Here is a 21,655-nt window from a genome sequence, read left to right on the forward strand (position 1 = left end):
ATTCCGGAGACCGTGGCCCTCGACCCGCCTTCGGTCCGCGCCGTCGCCTCTTCTTGACGATCGCACCCATTGCACCTCTGGCCATGGCCCGCGTCACGCGCGCGCGGGGTGCCCTCTCGGCCCACTCGGTCGAGTGGCGGTACGCGCGCGTGCCCCGCCGCTCATGGCAGGATCGGAAGGGCCATGACTGCGCCCACGAAGCCCCCGCACCGCACCCCCGCCCGCTCCGACGCCGACGCACCCGCAGCGGAGCTCCACTCCCTGGTGATCGACTGGTTCGACGAGAACGCCCGCGACCTGCCCTGGCGACGCCCCGAGGCCGGCGCGTGGGGCGTGCTGGTCAGCGAGTTCATGCTCCAGCAGACGCCGGTCAGCCGTGTGCTGCCGGTCTACGAGCAGTGGCTCGCCCGCTGGCCGCGCCCGGCCGACCTGGCCGCGGAGGCCCCGGGCGAGGCCGTACGCGCGTGGGGGCGGCTCGGATACCCACGTCGCGCGCTGCGGCTGCACGGCGCCGCGGTGGCGATAACGGAACGGCACGGCGGCGACGTGCCGTCGGACCACGCGCAGCTCCTCGCACTGCCCGGCATCGGCGAGTACACGGCCGCGGCCGTCGCCTCCTTCGCTCATGGGCACCGGCACGCCGTCCTGGACACCAATGTCCGCCGCGTCTTCGCGCGCGCGGTCACCGGCGTGCAATACCCGCCGAACGCCACCACGGCCGCCGAACGCAAACTGGCCCGTGCCCTGCTGCCCGCCGACGAGCCGACCGCCGCACGCTGGGCCGCCGCGTCCATGGAGCTCGGCGCGCTGGTCTGCACGGCGAAGAACGAGACGTGCGTGCGCTGCCCGATCGCGGCGCAGTGCGCCTGGCGGCTCGCGGGCAAGCCGGAGCACGACGGACCGCCCCGCCGGGGCCAGACGTACGCCGGCACCGACCGGCAGGTCAGGGGCAAGCTGCTCGCCGTCCTGCGGGACGCCCACGCCCCCGTGCCGCAGGCCGCCCTCGACCGGGTGTGGCACGAGCCGGTGCAACGCGCGCGTGCGCTGGACGGCCTCGTCGCGGACGGGCTCGTGGAACCGCTGCCGGGCGGGCTGTACCGCCTGCCGCTGACCTGACGCACGGTCATTTCACAGACGTACGGCTTCGTCACGGCCGTCGCCCGGCTTTTGTCACGCTCAATAGGCGAGCAAATCACCCCATAGGCGACGCATTCAGCCTGCTTCTCTACCCCAAACCTATTTCCGTTACACAACCGACGGACAGCTGAGCGCTAGCCGCAGGCTGCTTCGGACAGCGCCGTGACAACACCTCCGTAGCTTCAGTTGCGTACCCGGAAGCAACACGCCGGTTACGGACCACAAGCAGTGAACCGGCGGCGGCAGTCCGCCGGTACGGGGAATCGGAGGCGGTTGACCATGGCACAGGGCGAGGTGCTCGAGTTCGAGGAATACGTCCGGACGCGACAGGACGCGCTGCTGCGCAGCGCCCGGCGCCTGGTCCCGGACCCGGTCGACGCGCAGGACCTCCTCCAGACCGCGCTGGCCCGGACGTACGGCCGCTGGGACGGCATCGCCGACAAGCGGCTCGCGGACGCCTACCTGCGCCGGGTCATGATCAACACCCGCACCGAGTGGTGGCGGGCCCGCAAGCTCGAGGAAGTCCCGACCGAGCAACTTCCGGACGCCTGCGTGGACGACTCCACCGAGCAGCACGCGGACCGCGCCCTGCTGATGGACGCGATGAAGGTCCTCGCTCCGAAGCAGCGCAGTGTCGTGGTGCTGCGACACTGGGAGCAGATGTCCACTGAGGAGACGGCCGCCGCCCTCGGCATGTCGGCCGGAACGGTCAAGAGCACGCTGCACCGGGCGCTCGCCCGGCTCCGCGAGGAGCTGGAAGCCCGCGATCTGGACGCACGCGCGCTGGAGCGTGAGGAGCGGGAGCGTTGCGCGGCGGCCTGACCGAGGCCGGGCCCACACCGGCCCGAAGCACCATCCAGGCGGCGATCACGGCGATGTCCGTGCTCGCCGCCCTCGCCCTTTTCGTCTCCGCCTGTGGCACGGGTGGCACCGGCGCCCGTGACGAGGGCCCCGCCCACGCCGACGCCGTGACGGGCGCCACCGCCTCCCCCTCGCCCGCCTCCACCGATCCCCCCGACCGGGCGGACGCGGTCCGGCTGATCAAGGACGACCCCGAGGTCTCGGCGGAGGTCAAGCGCGAGTTGCAGCCCTGCGCGGGCGACGAGTACCCGGTCGACGTCTCGTACGGCGACCTCACCGGCGGCTCCGGCAACGACATCATCGTCAACGTACTCACCTGCGGTGACCTCGTCGGCGTGGGCTCGTACGTGTACCGCCAGGACGACGGCGGCTACGCCAACGTGTTCAAGGCCGAGGAACCGCCCGTCTACGCGGAGATGGACCGCGGCGACCTGGTGGTGACCAAGCAGGTGTACGAGAAGGGCGACTCCGTCTCCGACCCGTCCGGCGAGAACGTGATCACGTACCGCTGGACCTCGGGCCGCTTCGTGAAGGAGTACAGCTGGCACAACGACTACAGCGGCATCGTCGGTGCGGACCCGACGATGCCGCCGGCGAGCGGCTGACCTGCCCCGGAGCGCCGGCCGAAAAAAATCTTGCGGCCGTGTGAACCGATCGGGCCGCTCGTTCCGATCTATGGATGGACGGGCAGGGCCGGAACACACGGGGAACACACAGCGAACGCATGAGAAGTGAACGCTCCGCGCGCTCCACGCGTCCAAGCAAGGGGCACATCCGACAGGTCACCGCCAGGACGCGGACAGAAACCCGCCGGATCGACGACCCGCACGCACATGTGAACGCATACGAGAACGCATACGAGAACTGAGAGCACCGGGATGGCAGACCAGACCCACGTCCTGTTCGTCGAGGACGACGACGTCATCCGCGAGGCCACCCAGCTCGCCCTCGAGCGGGACGGCTTCGCGGTCACCGCGATGCCCGACGGCCTGTCGGGGCTGGAGGCGTTCCGTGCGGACCGCCCCGACATCGCGCTGCTGGACGTCATGGTGCCCGGCCTGGACGGCGTGAGCCTGTGCCGGCGTATCCGGGACGAGTCCACCGTGCCGGTGATCATGCTGTCGGCGCGTGCCGACTCCATTGACGTCGTCCTCGGTCTGGAGGCGGGCGCCGACGACTACGTGACCAAGCCCTTCGACGGCGCCGTGCTGGTCGCCCGGATCCGCGCCGTACTGCGCCGCTTCGGTCACGCGGGCGGCGGCGACCGCACCGAGCCCGCCGCCGCCACGGCGGGTGGTGCGCTGTCGTTCGGCGATCTGGAGATCGACACCGAAGGCATGGAGGTGCGCCGGGCCGGACAGCCGGTGGCACTGACCCCGACCGAGATGCGCCTGCTGCTGGAGTTCTCCTCCGCTCCGGGCACGGTCCTCTCCCGCGACAAACTGCTGGAGCGGGTGTGGGACTACGGCTGGGGCGGCGACACCCGGGTCGTCGACGTCCATGTGCAGCGGCTGCGGACGAAGATCGGCCAGGACCGTATCGAGACGGTCCGCGGTTTCGGCTACAAGTTGAAGGCCTGAGCGGAGCAGGGACAGGGGGAGGAGGATGCGGGGGATGATCCGGCAGCTGGTTCCGGCGCGGACAGAGGGTGTGGGCATCCGTACGGGGCTGCGGTGGAAGCTGAGCGCGGCGATCGCGCTGGTCGGCGCCCTGGTGGCGATCGCGCTCAGTCTCGTCGTGCACAACGCCGCGCGTGTCTCCATGCTGGACAACGCGCGCGACCTCGCCGACGAGCGCGTCCAGATCGCCCAGCGCAACTACGAGCAGTCGGGACCGGTCAACTTCCATTACCCCAACATCAAGATCGACGACTCCCGCCTGCCGCGGTCGTTGCGGGAGAAGGTCCAGGAGGGCCGCCGGGCCACGTTCGTCTCCGACCGCACCGGCGGGGTGCCGGACATCTGGGCGGCCGTGCCGGTGAAGGGCGGGCATGTGCTGTCCCTGCACACCGGCTTCACCGACCGCAGCACCGACATCCTCAACGATCTCGACCAGGCCCTGGTGATCGGTTCCATCGCCGTCGTCCTCGGCGGCAGCGCGCTCGGCGTGCTCATCGGTGGGCAGCTCTCGCGCCGGTTGCGCAAGGCGGCGGCCGCGGCGAACCAGGTCGCCACGGGCGAGACGAACGTGCGGGTGCGGGACGCCATCGGTGGGGTCGTGCGGGACGAGACCGACGATCTGGCGAGCGCGGTGGACGCCATGGCGGACACGCTTCAGGAGCGGCTGGAGGCCGAGCGCCGGGTCACCGCCGACATCGCGCACGAACTCCGTACCCCGGTGACGGGACTGCTGACGGCCGCCGAGCTGCTGCCGCCCGGCCGGCCGACGGAGCTGGTCCTGGACCGGGCGAAGGCCATGCGCACCCTGGTCGAGGACGTGCTGGAGGTGGCGCGCCTCGACGGTGCCTCGGAGCGCGCCGAACTCCAGGACATCGTGCTGGGCGAGTTCGTGGCCCGGCGGATCGCGGCCAAGGACCCGGACGTCGAGGTGCGGGTGGTGCACGAGTCGATGGTCACGACCGACCCCCGGCGCCTGGAGCGCGTGCTGTTCAACCTGCTGGCCAACGCCGCCCGGCATGGCAAGCCGCCGATCCAGGTCACCGTCGAGGGCCGGGTCATCCGGGTCCGCGACCACGGCCCGGGTTTCCCCGAGGACCTGCTCGCGGAGGGACCCAGCCGTTTCCGCACCGGCAGCGCCGACCGGGCCGGACACGGGCACGGGCTCGGGCTCACCATCGCCGCGGGCCAGGCCCGTGTACTCGGCGCCCGGTTGACCTTCCGCAACGTGCGGCCGGCGGGTGCCCCGGAGCACATACCCGCCGAGGGTGCCGTCGCCGTTCTGTGGCTGCCCGAGCACGCACCGACGAACACGGGAAGCTACCCGTTGATGCCGTGACAGCGGACGCCGTGCGGGCTGGAGGAACGGTGTGCGGCGAGGTGGGGGCTGGAGGAACGGTGTGGCGGCGAGGTGCGGGCGGCGCGCCCCCCTGTCCCCCGTGACAACCGCACCGTCCGTTGACGAGCGCGCAACCGCACGCACGATCGCATCGTCCATCGGGCAAGCCCCGTCGCAGCCCACCGTCTGCGCCAGAACGGTGCCGGGCCAGGCACGTGAAAAGGCCGAGGCCCCCCGGGGCGGACACCGCCGGGGGGCCTCGGCCGACTGCGACGCGGTCGGGCGGTCTCGACTCGGACCGCTCGACTCAGACGGCGTCGACCAGGGGCGGCTGCGCCGCAGCCGCACCGTCGGTCGGCTCCTCGCCGTCCTTCTGCGGTCCCGCGCCCTTGAGGGGGACCTCCTTGACGAACACCGCCGCCACCAGCGCGACCACCGCCACCACGGCCCCCAGCAGGAACGCCGAGTGGATACCGGCCGACACCGCGTGCTGGTAAGCCTCCCGGGCCGCGACGGGCAGCTTCGCCAGGCCGGCCGCGTCGAGCTGCGCGGACTGCTCGGTGATCTTCGAGCCGAGTGAGCCCGCCCGCTCGGACATGACGTCCTGGACGCGGCTGTTGAACAGCGCACCCATGATCGCGACACCGAAGGAGGAGCCGAGCGTCCGGAAGAGGGTGGTGGACGAGGAGGCGACGCCCATGTCCTTCATCTCGACGCTGTTCTGCGCGACCAGCATCGTGATCTGCATCAGGCAGCCCATGCCGAGACCGACGACGGCCATGAAGACACCGGAGGTGAGGCGGCTGGTCCCGGTGTCCATCGTGGACAGCAGGTACAGGCCGATGACCATCGCGACGCTGCCGACGACCGGGAAGATCTTGTACTTGCCGCTGTTGGTGGTCACCCGGCCCGCCACCATCGAGGTGACCAGCATGGCGCCGAGCATCGGCAGGAGCAGCAGACCCGAGTTGGTCGCGGAGGCGCCCTGCACCGACTGCTGGTACAGCGGCAGGAAGAGGGTGGCGCCGAACATCACGAAGCCGGTGACGAAGCCGATGAGCGACATCAGGGTGAAGTTGCGACTGCGGAAGATGTGCAGCGGCACGATCGGCTCGGCGGCCCTGGTCTGCCAGAACACGAACCCGATGAGCGAGGCGACGCCGATCCCGATGAGTTCCATGATCCGCGCGGACGACCAGGCGTACTCCGAGCCGCCCCAGGTGGTGACCAGGACGATGGAGGTGATGCCGACGGTCAGCAGACCGGCGCCCAGGTAGTCGATCCGCGACTGCGAACGCTTCTTCGGCAGGTGCAGGACGGTGCTGATGAGCGCCAGCGACACCACGCCGAGGGGCAGGTTGATGTAGAAGGACCAGCGCCAGCCCCAGTTGTCGGTGATGGTGCCGCCGACCAGCGGACCGCCGATCATCGCGAGCGCCATGACGCCGGCCATCATGCCCTGGTACTTGCCGCGTTCCCGCGGCGGGATCAGGTCACCGATGATCGCCATGACGCCGACCATCAGACCGCCGGCGCCAAGACCCTGGATCGCGCGGAAGCCGATCAGCTCGCCCATGTTCTGCGCCATGCCGCTCAGCGCGGATCCGATCAGGAAGATCACGATCGACGTCATGAAGGCGCCCTTGCGCCCGTACATGTCGCCGATCTTGCCCCAGATCGGAGTGGAGGCCGCCGTCGCGAGGGTGTACGCGGTCACGACCCACGAAAGGTGTTCGAGCCCGCCGAGATCGCCGACGATGGTGGGCATCGCCGTGCCCACGATCATGTTGTCGAGCATCGCGAGCATCATCGTGATCATCAGCGCGAGCAGGACGACCCGCACGCTCCTGGGCTGTTTCTCCGGCTCGGTCTCGACCGTCTTCGTGTCCGCCATCGTTCCCACTCCCCTGGGTTCCCCCCGGTCGGCCACTTACTTGCCGCCCGGCTAGTTCACTACACTGGGAAGGTAGACCTGCAACTAGCCGGGCGTCAAGTAAGTTCCTGTGAGTAACTAGCCGGACGGCAAGTAAGCTCCAACGGGAGCGCGAGAGCACGAGAATGGACGTCACCATGGACGGCATGAAGCAGCAGCGGCGCGGCAACACCCGCCAGCGCATCCAGGACGTTGCGCTCGAACTCTTCGCCGAGCAGGGCTACGAGAAAACCTCTCTCCGCGAGATCGCGGAGCGTCTGGAGGTCACCAAAGCGGCCCTGTACTACCACTTCAAGACCAAGGAAGAGATCATCGTCGGCATCTTCACGGATCTGACGAAGCCGATCGAAGACCTGATCGACTGGGGCAAGAGCCAGCCGCACACCCTGGAGACCAAGCAGGAACTCGTACGGCGCTACAGCCGGGCCCTGTCCGAGGCGACCCCGCTCTTCCGCTTCATGCAGGAGAACCAGGCGACGGTGCGGGAACTCCAGATCGGCGACTCGTTCAAGGACCGCATGCGGGGCCTGCGCGACATCATCCTCGACCCGGACGCCCCCCTCGCCGACCAGGTCCGCTGCGTGAGCGCCATCTTCACGCTGCACGCCGGCATGTTCTTCCTCCAGGACCTCGAAGGCGACCCCGAGGACAAGCGTGCAGCCGTCCTCGACGTCGCCATCGATCTGGTGACACAGGCGCACCAGGGCGCCTGATCACAGCAGCGTCAGACCTTCACGCCCTTGCCGCGCAGGAAGGAGACCGGGTTGATCGCCGAACCGTAGTTCGCGGTCGTACGGATCTCGAAGTGCAGGTGAGGGCCGCTGGAGTTGCCGGTGTTGCCGGACAGGGCGATCTTCTGGCCCGTCTTGACTATCTGGCCGACCTTCACGTTTATGCGCGAGAGGTGGGCGTACTGCGAGTAGACGCCGTTGGCGTGCTTGATCACGATGGCGTTGCCGTAGGCCGGGCCGTCACCGGCCCCGTTACCCCCGGCCTTGACCACGGTGCCGCCGTGCGCGGCCATGACCTTGGTGCCGCTCGGCACGGCGAAGTCCTGGCCGCTGTGGGTGGACTGCCACATCTTGCCGGCCTGGGCGAACCCTGCGGACAGCGTGTACTTCTTCACCGGGTCGATCCAGGAAGCGGCCGAGACTGCCGTCTTGGCGGCGGGCGCCGCGGCAGGCGCGGCGGCGGACGCCACTCCGGCCCCCAGCACGACCGAGGCGCCCAGGGCGGCGGTGCCGACGGCCACGCGAGTGCGGAGCAGGGACGTACGGGAAGAACGGAACGTGACGCGCTGGAACATGAAAGACCTCATGGAGACGGGGACAGAGGAAACCACCCGGCGTGAACCTCCGCCGGAGTGGCCATCCCTTGGTAACCCCGACCCCCACAAGCCCCCAAACGTGTGATGTACGACGGAACCTAGTACTTCACCTCAAAACTTCCCACTTCTTGACAGAACCTCCTTTCCGGACACTTGCGACACAGGCCCACGCCGGAGGCCTGCGCGGGGTTCGAAGCCTCAGGGGCATATGTCCTTTTTGCTCCTAATCGAGCTACGACTAGTCGGCCTAGTAGGGTCCAAATCGCCTGTGCGCCATGTCACCGGCCGCCGCCCGCAAGGGACTTCGGAATGTGACGGCGACTACTCCCGTGCCCCGTAGGCCACTTGTGACCCCGCTCACGTTCATGCACGGGTCTGTGATCGGGCTCTCATCGACCTCTACCGTCCAGTAACCCGCTGGTTCCCCTCAGGCCACCACCAGCGAGCAGCATGCTCACGACATCGGCAGCGCAAGGATGCGAGAGGACCCCACACATGACCAGAGGCACCTGGACGCGCCGCATAGCCATGACCGCCGTGGCGACGGCAGCCGTCACGGCGATGGCGGTCCCGGTCGGCGCCCAGGCCGCGACGGCCACCGGCACCTCCACCGTCGCCACCACGGCCGCCGCGGCCGCCGCCGAGGACGTCGACTACGCCACTTGGCAGCAGGACTGCCGGACGGTGATGAACCAGGCCCTGCCGACGCTGAAGCAGCGCATCGCCGCCGCCAAGCCGGGCGAGAAGCAGGCGATCGTCCTGGACATCGACAACACGACCCTGGAGACCGACTTCGGCTTCAGTTACCCGCAGCCCGCCAACAAGCCGGTCCTCGACGTCGCCAAGTACGCCCAGGAGCACGGCGTCTCCCTGTTCTTCGTCACCGCCCGCCCGGGCATCATCTCCGGGGTGACGGACTACAACCTCAAGTACGTCGGCTACAAGGTCTCCGGCCTGTACGTGCGCGGCTTCCTGGACCTCTTCAAGGACGTCGCCGCCTACAAGACCGCCCAGCGCGTCGACATCGAGTCCAAGGGCTACACGATCATCGCGAACATCGGCAACAGCGCCACCGACCTCTCGGGCGGCCACGCCGAGACGACGTACAAACTGCCGGACTACGACGGTCAGCTGTCGTAGGCCCCTGAGGCCCAGGCAGGCCCCTGAGGCCCAGGCAGGCCCCTGAGGCCCAGGCAGGCCCCTGAGGCCCAGGCAGGCTCCTGAGGCCCGGGCAGGCCCCTGGGGGCCCTGCGCGGCCCCATGCGGGCCCTGCGGAAGGAACGCATGCGAAAGGGGCCGGTGCTGTGAAGCACCGGCCCCTTTCTCCGCTCAGTCCCCGAAGGGTCAGGCGTCCTTGCTCAGGTTCGGTCCGGCGCCGCCGGCCGCCTGCTCGATCGGCGGGACGTCGGGCAGAGCCGACTTCTCCTCGCCGCGGAAGGTGAAGGTCTTGGTCTCACCCTCGCCCTCGGTGCCCACGACCACGATGTGACCGGGGCGCAGCTCGCCGAAGAGGATCTTCTCCGAGAGCGTGTCCTCGATCTCGCGCTGGATGGTGCGACGCAGCGGACGCGCACCCAGCACCGGGTCGTAACCCTTCTTCGCCAGCAGCTCCTTCGCGGCCTGGGAGAGCTCGATGCCCATGTCCCGGTCCTTGAGGCGCTCGTCGACCTTGCCGATCATCAGGTCGACGATCTGCAGGATGTCCTCCTGCGTCAGCTGCGGGAAGACGACCACGTCGTCGACACGGTTGAGGAACTCGGGGCGGAAGTGCTGCTTGAGCTCGTCCGAGACCTTGTTCTTCATGCGCTCGTAGTTCGACTTCTTGTCACCCGAGGCCGCGAAGCCCAGGTTGAAGCCCTTGGAGATGTCCCGGGTGCCGAGGTTGGTCGTCATGATGATGACCGTGTTCTTGAAGTCCACGACCCGGCCCTGGGAGTCGGTCAGACGACCGTCCTCCAGGATCTGCAGCAGCGAGTTGAAGATGTCCGGGTGGGCCTTCTCGACCTCGTCGAAGAGGACGACGGAGAACGGCTTGCGGCGGACCTTCTCGGTCAGCTGGCCGCCCTCTTCGTAGCCCACGTATCCGGGGGGCGAACCGAAGAGCCGCGAGACCGTGTGCTTCTCGCTGAACTCCGACATGTCGAGGGAGATCAGCGCGTCCTCGTCGCCGAAGAGGAACTCGGCGAGCGCCTTGGACAGCTCGGTCTTACCGACACCGGACGGACCGGCGAAGATGAACGAACCACCGGGACGCTTCGGGTCCTTGAGGCCCGCACGCGTACGACGGATCGCCTTCGACAGCGCCTTGACGGCGTCGATCTGGCCGATGACCCGCTTGTGGAGCTCGTCCTCCATGCGCAGCAGACGCGAGGACTCCTCCTCGGTCAGCTTGAAGACCGGAATGCCGGTGGCCGTGGCGAGGACCTCGGCGATCAGCTCGCCGTCGACCTCGGCGACGACGTCCATGTCGCCGGCCTTCCACTCCTTCTCCCGCTTGGCCTTGCCGGCCAGGAGCTGCTTCTCCTTGTCGCGGAGGGAGGCGGCCTTCTCGAAGTCCTGCGAGTCGATCGCGGACTCCTTGTCGCGGCGGACGCCGGCGATCTTCTCGTCGAACTCGCGCAGGTCCGGCGGCGCGGTCATCCGGCGGATGCGCATCCGGGATCCGGCCTCGTCGATCAGGTCGATCGCCTTGTCCGGCAGGAAGCGGTCCGAGATGTACCGGTCGGCCAGGGTGGCGGCCTGGACCAGCGCCTCGTCGGTGATCGAGACACGGTGGTGCGCCTCGTACCGGTCACGCAGACCCTTGAGGATCTCGATCGTGTGCGGCAGCGACGGCTCCGCGACCTGGATGGGCTGGAAGCGGCGCTCGAGGGCCGCGTCCTTCTCCAGGTGCTTGCGGTACTCGTCCAGCGTGGTCGCACCGATGGTCTGGAGCTCACCACGGGCCAGCATCGGCTTCAGGATCGAAGCGGCGTCGATGGCGCCCTCGGCGGCACCCGCACCGACCAGCGTGTGCAGCTCGTCGATGAACAGGATGATGTCACCGCGGGTGCGGATCTCCTTGAGGACCTTCTTCAGGCGCTCCTCGAAGTCACCGCGGTAGCGGGAGCCGGCGACCAGGGCGCCGAGGTCCAGGGTGTAGAGGTGCTTGTCCTTGAGCGTCTCGGGCACCTCGCCCTTGACGATGGCCTGGGCGAGGCCTTCGACGACGGCGGTCTTGCCGACGCCGGGCTCACCGATCAGGACCGGGTTGTTCTTGGTGCGGCGGGACAGCACCTGCATGACCCGCTCGATCTCCTTCTCGCGCCCGATGACCGGGTCGAGCTTGGACTCACGAGCGGCCTGGGTGAGGTTCCGGCCGAACTGGTCGAGGACCAGGGACGTCGAGGGCGTGCCCTCGGCAGGGCCGCCACTGGCGCCGGCGGTCTCCTTGCCCTGGTAGCCGGAGAGCAGCTGGATGACCTGCTGCCGCACCCGGTTGAGATCGGCGCCCAGCTTGACGAGGACCTGGGCGGCGACGCCCTCGCCCTCGCGGATCAGGCCGAGCAGGATGTGCTCCGTGCCGATGTAGTTGTGTCCCAGCTGAAGGGCCTCGCGGAGCGACAGCTCCAGGACCTTCTTGGCACGGGGGGTGAAGGGGATGTGCCCGGACGGGGCCTGCTGGCCCTGGCCGATGATCTCCTCCACCTGCTGGCGGACCGCCTCGAGCGAAATCCCGAGGCTCTCAAGGGCCTTGGCGGCGACACCCTCACCCTCGTGGATCAGGCCCAGGAGGATGTGCTCGGTGCCGATGTAGTTGTGGTTGAGCATCCGGGCTTCTTCCTGAGCCAGGACGACAACCCGCCGCGCGCGGTCGGTGAACCTCTCGAACATCGTTAATCGCTCCTCAGAGCGGTCAGGCAGTGGGGGGAACTTCCCCTCCCTGTCCTTCCGCAGCTTAGTCCCGCAAGCGGGGACCGCTCATTCCAACTGCCGACACCGTCGATGGCCTCCTGACCCCGAACGCCGACATCTGCTCCAACCCGATGGTGCGAGACGATGTTCCCGCAGGCCAGGCAGTTACCCCAGTCGCCAGTACGCCGATGGCGAACGTGAGACGGCCTTTCCTGCGTGTCGCCCCCCTCCCACTAGGGATGTCTTACCCGCTGCTACCGACAGTCCATGCCGTGCGCACCGGTCCCCTCCGCTACGGGCGAACAACCTTGCGTCTCCCGACACCTCCAAGCGCCCCATTTGTCGACACCGTGAGCGTCCGTCCAAACACCCAGCGTAACTCGCGGGCCTTTTCGGCGGTTGCACTTGGCATGGTTGGCTCAGTCCCGTCGGCTCTCTGCTCGGCCGCCGCCGCGACCCTCACGGTCCCCCTCCCCCGAAGGCCGCTCGATCCGGATGATCCGGACGACCGGATCCGCGGCTGGTACGAGAACGAACTGGGCTGGGCGACGGTGCCCGGGGAGCCGGTACGACTTCTGGTGGGCGAGCGCTTCGACGTGCTGGACGTGCCGGCCGAGGCGGGCCTCAGGGCGCTGCGGCGGCTCGCGCCGGGCTCGCCGGTGGCCGTGGGAGACGACCGGATGCTGCTGCTGGTGGCAGCGGGCGGCGCGGAGGAGGTGCCGGGGATCCTTCAGTGGCTGGAATGGGGCGCGCTGCCGCTGGATCTGAAGGCGATCGGTGCGGGCGGGCTCATCGAAGCGCCCCTCAGGCCCTCCGGCCGAGACCAGGAGGAGGGCCGGAATCCGGGCCCTAAGCGTCCTGAGCCGGTACAGGGGGCCGCCGTCTGGCTGCGGCCCCCCGTGGCAGGGCGCGAGGCAGAGGCCTCGCTGCCGACGATGTCGGCGCTGGGGGGCCTTGGAGGCGCCCCCGATCTCGTACGGCTGGTGAACACGCTGGCGACACACTGTCACCGTGTCTGGCTGCGGCGCGCCAGCGCTCAGCCGTTGTCCTTCTCGTAGGCCTCACGAATGGACGCCGGAACGCGGCCGCGGTCATTGACCTCGTAACCGTTCTCCTTGGCCCACGCGCGGATCTGGGCGGTGTCCTGGCTGCCACCGGCAGCGGCACGCGCCTTTCCACGCCCACCCGAAGCACGGCCTCCGGTACGACGGCCGCCCTTCACGTAGGGCTCGAGGAGTCCACGGAGCTTGTCCGCATTGGTAGTCGTGAGATCGATCTCGTAGGTCTTGCCGTCCAACGCGAACGTCACGGTCTCGTCCGCCTCGCCGCCGTCGAGGTCGTCGACAAGAAGGACCTGAACCTTCTGTGCCACCGGATTTCCTTTCATCGAAAACGTGAGGGCCGGGGGTCCGCGGCGTCCGCCGTTTAGCCGCACCCTGTTATATGCAGTACTGCACTACGTCGGAAAGCAAACCGCTTTTGCTGGGAAAACACAAACCCCCGGCAGAGACCGGCAGCCCGGCCCTCGCCCGGAAACGTGCGCGTTTCGGACATAGGGCACCGGGCAGTGCGGGTCGATGTGAATGGCCGTCGACGATCACAGATGCAGAAGCATCCGCCTGTTGCCCAAGGTGTTCGGTTTCACTCGTTCGAGTCCGAGGAACTCCGCGACGCCCTCGTCATAGGAACGCAGCAGCTCCGCGTAGACATCGGTGTCGACCGGCGTCTCACCGATCTCCACGAAGCCGTGCTTGCCGAAGAAGTCCACTTCGAAGGTCAGGCAGAAAACCCGGCGAACGCCGAGCCAACGCGCGGTGTGGAGCAACTTCTCCAACAACTGGTGGCCGACGCCGGCGCCCTTCAGCCCGGGCTTCACCGCGAGAGTGCGGACTTCCGCCAGGTCTTCCCACATCACGTGCAGGGCGCCGCAGCCGACCACCTCGGCGTTGTCGTCGCGTTCGGCGACCCAGAACTCCTGGATGTCCTCGTAAAGCGTCACGGTCGCTTTGTCGAGCAGGATGCCGCCGCGGACGTAGGCGTCAAGGAGACGGCGCACGGCGAAGACATCGCCGGTCCGGGCCCGGCGGACGGTGATGGCTTTAGCGGTGACTTCGGGGTTCTCGGCCGAGGGACTCTCTGCTGACATGTGGGGACGCTATCGTCCGTCGGACTCCGTCGCCGAGCCGGGGTTCTCACCGGGACTCCCCGTACTCCCGGGACTCCCCGTAGAGGCGGGTTCGGAAGTTTCGGGACCTTGGACGATGCGAACGGCGTCGCGCAGCGCGTGCCGCTGTTCCTCGCTCATCATCCCGAAGAAGGCGACGAGAGCGGCGGCGGGGTTGTCGCTCTGCGCCCAGGCGTCGTTCATCAGGGCGGCGGCGTAGGCGGCCCGGGTCGAGACCGCCTCATATCGATAGGCCCGGCCTTCCGCTTCACGGCGCACCCAGCCCTTCTGATGGAGATTGTCCAAAACGGTCATCACCGTGGTGTACGCGATGGACCGTTCCTGCCGAAGGTCTTCCAGGACTTCTCGAACGGTCACCGGGCGGTTCCACTTCCACACCCGCGTCATGACCGCGTCTTCGAGTTCTCCCAATGGGCGAGGCACAGTTCAGAACAATAGTGGGAGATCTCGTCAATCGCGTGCCGGACGGGCGCTTTCAACGGCAAACGGGAACAAAAAGGGCGCACGGCTCCGGAGGGAGCCGCACGCCCTGGGGGATGCGGAAGCGTCGTGGGTCGCTCAGGCGTCGGGGCCTGCGGCGGCCTGCCTGGCGCCGTCCGCGCGCGCGAGGACGGCGTCGACGGCCGCGTCCTCCTTGGCCTTGTTGGCGCCTCCCTGGGTCTTCACGATCACCCTGATCACACCGATGAAGAACACGGCCATGACGACGGGAGGCACGAGCGCGGAGACGTAGTCCATGGAGCCAGGGTAGCCAGAAGGGAACGGGACACCGGTGCGGGGTCGCCCGTGTCAGCCGGCCGCCAGGCGTTGCCGCTCCGGGTCGGCGGGCGGCGGGGTCGGTTTACGGCGCGGGAAGACCTCGCCCGGCGTGGGGACGGGCCGGCGGGCGGGTTCCGGGGCGGCGGGCTCGACGGGGACCGGACCGGGAGCGGGGGCGGGCGGCTTGCCGGCGGGCTTCTGCCGCGGTTCCTCCCCCGGACGCCCGCCCTGGTCCCCGGCGGCGACGGGCATCCGGGCCCAGCCTTCTCCGGAGAGCCCCCCAGGAAGGGCCAGAAGCCGCGTACGGGACGCGGGGACGGTGGGAGCGGCCGCCGGGGCTCCACGAGCCGTGCGCCGGGCCAGACGCGCGCGTACGTCGCGTTCGGCGAGCACCTGGCAGCGAGCCAGGAGAGCGGCGGCCGCGGGGTTGCCGCGCAGGGCGCGCAGCGCCGAGAGGTCGTCGGGGTCGGGCCGGTACCCGGTGGCCAGCACCTCCTTGAGGAGCGTCAGGTAGCCGGCGGCGGTACCCGGGAGGGCGGCGCGGTACCGGGCGAGGTCGGCCACCAGGAAGGCCCGCAGTCGGGCGGCCTCGCTCGTCGCCTCGTCGAGGGACTCGGCAAGGCGATGACAGTCCTGGATGTCCTCGGCGGAGACGGGGCCGGGATGGAGGGCGAGGGCGAGGGCGCGGCGGAGCACACGCAGCTCCTCCGAGCCGAACGCCATACCGCCGCGGGATCCGTAGGGCGTGGGCATGCCGCGACGATACGCGCTAATCAGACAAATTCGACATAAGGGGCTGGTGTGGCGCGCCCGCAATCCGCCCTGAGGGTCCTTGGGGCCACGGCAGCCCCTTGAGTCCCGGCAGCCCCTCGAGTCCTGCCGGTCCTGCTGCCCCTGGTGGCTCTGGTGGCCCTGGTGGCTCTGGTGCCCCTGGTGGCTCTGCCGGATATGCCGGCCCCGGCTCCTCGGTGGCCCGCCCCTGCCGGGCCACCGTCACCCATCCACTCGCCCCGCTCGCCCGCCCGGAGGGCGGAGTCGACCTGGCTCGGGCCGGACCGGGCGGGCGCGGGCCGCCTCGGTCCCGACCTCGCGGGGCCGTTCCCGCTCACATGCGTGACACGTTCCGCTCGTACACCAGACGCAGTCCGATCAGCGTCAGCCACGGCTCGTGCTCGTCGATCACCGAGGCCTCGCCCAGCACCGTCGGCGCCAACCCGCCCGTCGCGATCACCGTGACCTCGTCAGGGTCGTCCGCCAGCTCACGGGCCATCCGGGTCACCACGCCGTCGACCTGGCCGGCGAACCCGTACACGATCCCGGACTGCATCGCCTCGACCGTGTTCTTCCCGATCACGCTCCGGGGCCGGGCCAACTCGATCTTGCGCAGCTGTGCGGCCTTGACGCCCAGGGCCTCGACGGAGATCTCGATGCCGGGGGCGATGACCCCGCCGACGTACTCCCCGCGCGCGCTGACCGCGTCGAACGTCGTCGCCGTGCCGAAGTCGACGACGATCGCCGGGCCGCCGTAGAGCTCGTTCGCCGCGACCGCGTTGATGATGCGGTCGGCGCCGACCTCCTTGGGGTTGTCGAACAGGATCGGCACGCCTGTCTTCACGCCGGGTTCGACGAGCACGGCGGGCACATCGCCGTAGTAGCGCCGGGTCACCTCGCGCAGTTCGTGCAGTACGGAGGGCACCGTCGCGCAGATCGCGATCCCGTCGATGCCGTCGCCCAGTTCGTCCCCGAGCAGCGGGTGCATCCCCATCAGGCCATGCAGGAGCACGGCCAGTTCGTCCGCGGTGCGGCGGGCGTCGGTGGAGATCCGCCAGTGCTCGACGATGTCCTCACCGTCGAACAGGCCGAGCACGGTGTGCGTGTTGCCCACGTCGATCGTCAGCAGCATGGCCGGTCCCGTTCCCTACTCCGCCGCTCGCAGATCCAGACCGATGTCCAGGATCGGCGAGGAGTGCGTCAGGGCCCCGACGGCGAGGAAGTCGACACCGGTGTCGGCGTACGCCTTGGCGTTGACCAGGGTCAGCCGGCCCGACGCCTCCAGCAGAGCGCGCCCGCCGACGACGCCGACGGCCTCGGCGCACTCCGCGGGCGTGAAGTTGTCCAGGAGGATCAGGTCGGCGCCCGCGTCGACGACCTCCCGCAGCTGGTGCAGGGTGTCGACCTCGACCTCGATCGGCACGTCCGGGAAGGTCTCCCGCACGGCCTCGAAGGCCTGGGCGACGCCGCCCGCCGCGACGACGTGGTTGTCCTTGACGAGCGCCGCGTCGGACAACGACATGCGGTGGTTGACGCCTCCGCCGCAGCGGACGGCGAACTTCTCCAGGGATCGCAGACCCGGGGTCGTCTTGCGGGTGTCACGCACGCGTGCCTTGGTGCCCTCCAGTACGTCCGCCCACGCGCGCGTGGCGGTGGCGATGCCCGACAGGCGGCACAGCAGGTTGAGCGCGCTGCGCTCGGCGGTGAGGAGGTCACGCGTGCGTGTGGTGACGGACAGCAGCTTCTGGCCGGCCTCCACCCGGTCGCCGTCCTCCACGTGCCGCTCGACCTCGAACTCGTCCGTGCAGACGACCGAGACGACCGCCTCGGCGATCCTGAGGCCCGCGACCACGCCCGCCTCGCGCGCGGTGAAGTCGGCGGTGGCGACCGCCTCCTCGGGGATGGTCGCGACGGTCGTCACGTCGACGCCGTGAGCCAGGTCCTCCTGTATGGCGACGTTGGCGATGTCCTCGACCTCCACGGGGTCGAGTCCGGCGTCGGACAGCAACTGGGCGAGCGCGGGGTCGAGCCCGCACTCCGCGTATTCGGCGTATCCCTCGCCGGCGAGGTCCGTGTCTGCGTCGGCGCCGCAGGCACAGCCGTCGCCGCAGCCGCCGCTCGGGGCGAGGGGAAGGTCGGGGGTGCTCACTTCTGTCACTGCTCCTGGTGGTGCTGCCGGGTCGGCCGGGTCGGGGGGAAGTCTGCGGTATCGGTGGTGTGTACGGCGAGCGTGCGGTCCGGATTCAGCTGTACGACGATGTGCCGGCGCCAGTTCGTGTCGTCGCGGTCGGCGCGGTCCTCGCGCCAGTGGCAGCCGCGGGTCTCCTCGCGCCGGCTGGCGGCGGCGACCAGGACACGCGCCACGCACAGGAGGTTGGTGGCCTCCCAGGTGTCGACGCCGGGCTCGGCCGTCTTGCCGTTCTCGTCGAGGGCGTCCCGGGCGTCGGAGTGCAGCCGCACCAGCTGGCCGGCCGCCTTCTCCAGGGATCCGGCGGAGCGCAGGACGCCCGCTCCGTCGGTCATGATCCGCTGGATGGCGAACCGGGCCTCCGGGGCGAGAAGCGGGTGCGCCGGCTTCTCGGGGCGCTCGACCGGCGCGGGCACCCGCGCGTGCAGGCCGTCGTCGGCCCGGCTCGCCGCGATGTCGGCGACGATGCGCTCGGCGTAGACGAGGCCCTCCAGGAGCGAGTTGGACGCGAGCCGGTTCGCGCCGTGCACGCCGGTGCAGGCGACCTCGCCGCACGCGTACAGGCCCGGCACGGTCGTGCGGCCCCGGGAGTCGGTGCGCACGCCCCCGGAGGCGTAGTGGGCGGCCGGGGCGACCGGGACGGGCTCGGTGACCGGGTCGATGCCGTGGACCCGGCAGGCGGCGAGGATCGTCGGGAAGCGGTGCTCCCACATGTCGGCGCCGAAGTGGCGGGCGTCGAGGAACATGTGCTCGGCGTCCTGCTCCTGCATGCGGCGCATGATGCCCTTGGCGACGATGTCCCGGGGCGCCAGCTCGGCCAGCTCGTGCTGCCCGACCATGAAGCGCACGCCGTCCGCGTCGACCAGGTGGGCGCCCTCACCGCGCACGGCCTCGGAGACGAGGGGCTGCTGGCCCTCGGCGTCCGCACCGAGGAACAGCACGGTCGGGTGGAACTGGACGAACTCCAGGTCGGAGACCTCCGCGCCCGCGCGCAGGGCGAGCGCCACCCCGTCGCCGGTCGACACCGACGGGTTGGTGGTGGCGGAGAAGACCTGGCCCATGCCGCCGGTGGCGAGGACGACCGCGGGTGCGTGCACGGCGCCCACGCCGTCGTGCTGGCCCTCGCCCATGACGTGCAGGGTGACACCCGCGGTGCGGCCGTCGGCGTCCGTGAGCAGGTCCAGTACGAGCGCGTTCTCGATCGTGCGCAGGCCACGCGCGCGTACCGCCTCGACGAGCGCGCGGGAGATCTCCGCGCCGGTCGCGTCGCCGCCCGCGTGCGCGATACGGCGTCGGTGGTGGCCTCCCTCGCGGGTGAGCTCCAGGCCGCCTTCCTCGGACTCGTCGAAGTGGGCGCCGGTCTCGATCAGCCGGCGCACGGCGTCGGGGCCCTCGGTGACGAGGATCCGTACGGCGTCCTCGTCGCACAGGCCCGCGCCCGCCACCAGCGTGTCGTCCAGGTGCTGTTCGGGCGTGTCGCCCTCGCCCAGGGCCGCGGCTATGCCGCCCTGCGCCCAGCGGGTGGAGCCGTCGTCGAGACGGGCCTTGGTGACGACGACCGTCTTCAGCCCGGCGGCCTCGCAGCGCAGGGCCGCGGTCAGGCCGGCGACGCCGGAGCCCACGACCACCACGTCCGCGGCGATGTTCCACCCGGGCGCGGGCGCGTGCAGTCGTATGCCTGTGCTGGTCACGAGGCGGCTCCGAAGGTGAGGGGGAGGTTGTCGATCAGCCGGGTCGTCCCGACCCTGGCGGCGACGGCGAGGACGGCCTCGCCGATGAAGTCGTCCTCGAGCTCCGTGAAGTCGGACGGGTCGACCAGCGCGAGGTAGTCCAGTTCCAGCGGTGGGTCCAGCCGGGCGGCCTCGTCGAGGACCGCGCGGGCGGCGGCGCGGACGGCCGCCGGGTCGCCGGGGGCGGCCTTGGCGACGGCGTGCGCGTCGGCCGCCGCGCGGGACTCGCCGATGGCGCTGAGCGCCTCGGCACGCGCGCGCGTGGCGGGCACCTGGCGTGCGCGTGCCCGCAGCGCCTCCTGTGCGGCGTGCCGGTCGCGGCCCGCGAACAGGGCCTGGGAGAGCGCCAGCGCGGTGTGCCGGTCCCTGGCGGACAGGTAGCGGTTGCGGCTGGACAGGGCCAGCCCGTCCTCCTCGCGCACGGTCGGCACGGCGACGATCTCGATGCCGAAGTTCAGGTCCCGTGTCATGCGGCGGATCAGGGCGAGCTGCTGGGCGTCCTTCTGCCCGAAGAGGGCGGCGTCGGGCCGGGTGAGGTGCAGCAGCTTGGCCACGACGGTGAGCATGCCGTCGAAGTGCCCGGGGCGGGACCTGCCCTCGAGGCGCTCCCCCATGGGGCCCGCGGTGATGCGGACCTGGGGCTCACCGCCGGGGTAGACCTCGTCCACGGAGGGGGCGAGGACGACGTCCGCGCCGGCCTGCTCGGCGAGCTTGAGATCGGCGTCCAGGGTGCGCGGGTAGCGGTCGAGGTCCTCGCCCTGGCCGAACTGGAGCGGGTTGACGAAGACCGTGACGACGACCTCGCCGTCCGGCCCCGCGAGCTCGCGGGCGGTGCGGACGAGGGTGGCGTGGCCCTCGTGCAGGGCGCCCATGGTCATCACGACGGCCCGGCGGCCCTCACGCGCGCGTGCGTGCAGTTCGTCGGCGGTGCGCAGCAGGGTGGTCATCCGGCATCTCCTTCGCCGCCGTCGGTGCCGGGGGTGCCCGCGGTGCCGTGGGTTCCGTCGGCGAGTACCCCGAGGAGGTCCTCGGCGAGTTCGGGCTTGAGCAGCCCGCGGGCGAGCGCGCGGTCGGCGGTCGCGCGGGCCATCGCCAGATAGCCGGCCACGGTCTGCGGAGCGTGCTCACGCAGCTCGGCGACGTGCGCGGCGACCGTGCCCGCGTCCCCGCGCGCGACGGGGCCGGTGAGCGCCCCGTCGCCGGAGCGCAGCGCGTTGTCGAGGGCGGCCCCGAGCAGCGGGCCGAGCATCCGGTCGGGGGCCTCGACACCGGCCGCCCGCAGCAGTTCCATGGACTGGGCGACCAGCGTGACCAGGTGGTTGGCGCCCAGGGCGAGGGCCGCGTGGTAGAGCGGCCGGCTCTCCTCGGCGATCCACTCCGGCTCGCCGCCCATCTCGATCACCAGGGCCTCGGCGGCCAGCCGCAGCTCGTCGGGCGCGGTGACGCCGAACGAGCAGCCCGCCAGGCGCTGGACGTCGACGGGGCTGCCCGTGAAGGTCATCGCCGGGTGCAGGGCCAGCGGCAGACCGCCCGCGCGCAGCGCCGGGTCGAGGACCTTCGAGCCGTACCGCCCGGAGGTGTGCACGAGCAGCTGGCCCGGCCGTACCGCGCCGGTCTCGGCGAGGCCCTCCACGAGCCCGGGCAGGGTGTCGTCGGGGACCGTCAGCAGCACCAGGTCGGCGCGCTGGAGGACCTCGGCGGGCGGGACGAGGGGCACGTCGGGCAGCATCAGCGCGGCTCGCCGCCTGGAGGCGTCGGAGACACCGGAGACGGCGACCGGGCGGTGCCCGGCGAGTTGCAGGGACGCGGCCAGGGCGGGGCCCACCCGGCCGGCGCCGACGACGCCGACGGCGAGCCGCGCGGGGCGGTCCCTGGGGTCTGGCTGTTGGGCTGTACTCACGCGACGGCGGCCTTC

Annotated in this window: 21 protein-coding genes; 8 read left to right on the forward strand and 13 right to left on the reverse strand. The window is 70.4% G+C overall.

What is annotated here, in order from left to right:
- The first annotated feature begins 183 nt into the window (after positions 1-183).
- The 5 genes from ACIPFH_RS20085 to cseC all read left to right on the forward strand — a co-directional run bounded on the left by ACIPFH_RS20085 (position 184) and on the right by cseC (position 4,953).
- Positions 184-1,116, forward strand: a complete 933-nt coding sequence (locus ACIPFH_RS20085; protein ID WP_401828111.1) for an A/G-specific adenine glycosylase — start codon at positions 184-186, stop codon at positions 1,114-1,116.
- Between the two features lie 300 nt (positions 1,117-1,416).
- A complete protein-coding gene (locus ACIPFH_RS20090) occupies positions 1,417-1,959 on the forward strand; it encodes a SigE family RNA polymerase sigma factor (RefSeq protein ID WP_069773156.1) in 543 nt (180 codons plus the stop codon).
- Positions 1,944-2,603: a hypothetical protein gene (locus ACIPFH_RS20095; protein ID WP_401828113.1), complete on the forward strand. Its 660-nt coding sequence runs from the start codon at positions 1,944-1,946 to the stop codon at positions 2,601-2,603. Before ACIPFH_RS20090 ends, ACIPFH_RS20095 begins: the two co-directional genes overlap by 16 nt.
- Positions 2,604-2,876: 273 nt before the next feature.
- Positions 2,877-3,578 (forward strand): two-component system response regulator CseB, encoded by a 702-nt coding sequence (gene cseB / locus ACIPFH_RS20100; protein ID WP_401828115.1) that lies wholly within the window; start codon positions 2,877-2,879, stop codon positions 3,576-3,578.
- A gap of 25 nt (positions 3,579-3,603) precedes the next feature.
- A complete protein-coding gene (gene cseC, locus ACIPFH_RS20105; protein WP_401828116.1) occupies positions 3,604-4,953 on the forward strand; it encodes a two-component system sensor histidine kinase CseC in 1,350 nt (449 codons plus the stop codon).
- Between the two features lie 307 nt (positions 4,954-5,260).
- Here the strand turns inward: cseC and ACIPFH_RS20110 are convergent, their stop codons facing one another.
- On the reverse strand, positions 5,261-6,847 hold the full coding sequence (locus ACIPFH_RS20110; protein ID WP_356252466.1) for an MDR family MFS transporter: 1,587 nt from the start codon (positions 6,845-6,847) through the stop codon (positions 5,261-5,263).
- A 164-nt stretch (positions 6,848-7,011) separates the two neighbouring features.
- Between ACIPFH_RS20110 and ACIPFH_RS20115 the strand changes: the two genes are divergently transcribed.
- Positions 7,012-7,599, forward strand: coding sequence for a TetR/AcrR family transcriptional regulator (locus ACIPFH_RS20115; protein WP_401828117.1), 588 nt, complete (start codon positions 7,012-7,014; stop codon positions 7,597-7,599).
- Positions 7,600-7,610: 11 nt separating this feature from the next.
- Here ACIPFH_RS20115 and ACIPFH_RS20120 read toward each other — a convergent pair whose 3' ends face one another.
- Positions 7,611-8,192, reverse strand: coding sequence for a M23 family metallopeptidase (locus ACIPFH_RS20120; protein WP_401828118.1), 582 nt, complete (start codon positions 8,190-8,192; stop codon positions 7,611-7,613).
- A gap of 516 nt (positions 8,193-8,708) precedes the next feature.
- On the opposite strand from ACIPFH_RS20120, the gene ACIPFH_RS20125 reads away from it, so the two are divergent.
- Positions 8,709-9,353, forward strand: a complete 645-nt coding sequence (locus ACIPFH_RS20125; protein ID WP_401828119.1) for an HAD family acid phosphatase — start codon at positions 8,709-8,711, stop codon at positions 9,351-9,353.
- A gap of 204 nt (positions 9,354-9,557) precedes the next feature.
- On the opposite strand, the gene ACIPFH_RS20130 is transcribed toward ACIPFH_RS20125, so the two are convergent.
- Positions 9,558-12,086: an ATP-dependent Clp protease ATP-binding subunit gene (locus ACIPFH_RS20130; protein WP_401828121.1), complete on the reverse strand. Its 2,529-nt coding sequence runs from the start codon at positions 12,084-12,086 to the stop codon at positions 9,558-9,560.
- A gap of 431 nt (positions 12,087-12,517) precedes the next feature.
- Here ACIPFH_RS20130 and ACIPFH_RS20135 point away from each other — a divergent pair, with 431 nt between their 5' ends.
- Positions 12,518-13,165 carry an SCO3374 family protein gene (locus tag ACIPFH_RS20135; protein ID WP_401828122.1) on the forward strand — a complete coding sequence of 216 codons (648 nt, stop codon included), beginning with the start codon at positions 12,518-12,520 and terminating at the stop codon, positions 13,163-13,165.
- On the opposite strand, the gene ACIPFH_RS20140 is transcribed toward ACIPFH_RS20135, so the two are convergent.
- The 10 genes from ACIPFH_RS20140 to ACIPFH_RS20185 form a co-directional block, all read right to left on the reverse strand.
- The gene (locus tag ACIPFH_RS20140; RefSeq protein ID WP_356252452.1) at positions 13,144-13,479 is read right to left on the reverse strand and encodes an Lsr2 family protein; all 336 of its coding nucleotides are present in this window, start codon (positions 13,477-13,479) and stop codon (positions 13,144-13,146) included. The two genes, ACIPFH_RS20135 and ACIPFH_RS20140, sit on opposite strands and share 22 nt — an antisense overlap.
- 225 nt (positions 13,480-13,704) lie before the next feature.
- Positions 13,705-14,253, reverse strand: coding sequence for an amino-acid N-acetyltransferase (locus ACIPFH_RS20145; RefSeq protein WP_356252450.1), 549 nt, complete (start codon positions 14,251-14,253; stop codon positions 13,705-13,707).
- Positions 14,254-14,262: 9 nt separating this feature from the next.
- Positions 14,263-14,703 (reverse strand): BlaI/MecI/CopY family transcriptional regulator, encoded by a 441-nt coding sequence (locus ACIPFH_RS20150; RefSeq protein ID WP_356252448.1) that lies wholly within the window; start codon positions 14,701-14,703, stop codon positions 14,263-14,265.
- A 147-nt stretch (positions 14,704-14,850) separates the two neighbouring features.
- A complete protein-coding gene (locus tag ACIPFH_RS20155) occupies positions 14,851-15,030 on the reverse strand; it encodes a hypothetical protein (RefSeq protein WP_401828123.1) in 180 nt (59 codons plus the stop codon).
- A gap of 51 nt (positions 15,031-15,081) precedes the next feature.
- Entirely contained in the window at positions 15,082-15,774 is a 693-nt protein-coding gene (locus ACIPFH_RS20160) for a hypothetical protein (protein WP_401829205.1), read from the reverse strand.
- 382 nt (positions 15,775-16,156) lie between these two features.
- Entirely contained in the window at positions 16,157-16,954 is a 798-nt protein-coding gene (locus ACIPFH_RS20165) for a type III pantothenate kinase (RefSeq protein ID WP_401828125.1), read from the reverse strand.
- Between the two features lie 15 nt (positions 16,955-16,969).
- Positions 16,970-17,971 carry a carboxylating nicotinate-nucleotide diphosphorylase gene (gene nadC, locus ACIPFH_RS20170; protein ID WP_401828127.1) on the reverse strand — a complete coding sequence of 334 codons (1,002 nt, stop codon included), beginning with the start codon at positions 17,969-17,971 and terminating at the stop codon, positions 16,970-16,972.
- A gap of 5 nt (positions 17,972-17,976) precedes the next feature.
- Complete coding sequence (locus ACIPFH_RS20175; RefSeq protein WP_401828129.1) at positions 17,977-19,701, reverse strand: L-aspartate oxidase; 1,725 nt, start codon at positions 19,699-19,701, stop codon at positions 17,977-17,979.
- The gene (panC, locus tag ACIPFH_RS20180) at positions 19,698-20,687 is read right to left on the reverse strand and encodes a pantoate--beta-alanine ligase (protein WP_401828131.1); all 990 of its coding nucleotides are present in this window, start codon (positions 20,685-20,687) and stop codon (positions 19,698-19,700) included. The genes ACIPFH_RS20175 and panC overlap by 4 nt, the downstream gene beginning before the upstream one ends.
- Positions 20,684-21,640 carry a Rossmann-like and DUF2520 domain-containing protein gene (locus ACIPFH_RS20185; protein ID WP_401828132.1) on the reverse strand — a complete coding sequence of 319 codons (957 nt, stop codon included), beginning with the start codon at positions 21,638-21,640 and terminating at the stop codon, positions 20,684-20,686. Before ACIPFH_RS20185 ends, panC begins: the two co-directional genes overlap by 4 nt.
- Positions 21,641-21,655 lie beyond the last annotated feature (15 nt).

Source organism: Streptomyces sp. NPDC088157, assembly GCF_044741545.1.
Classification (GTDB): domain Bacteria; phylum Actinomycetota; class Actinomycetes; order Streptomycetales; family Streptomycetaceae; genus Streptomyces.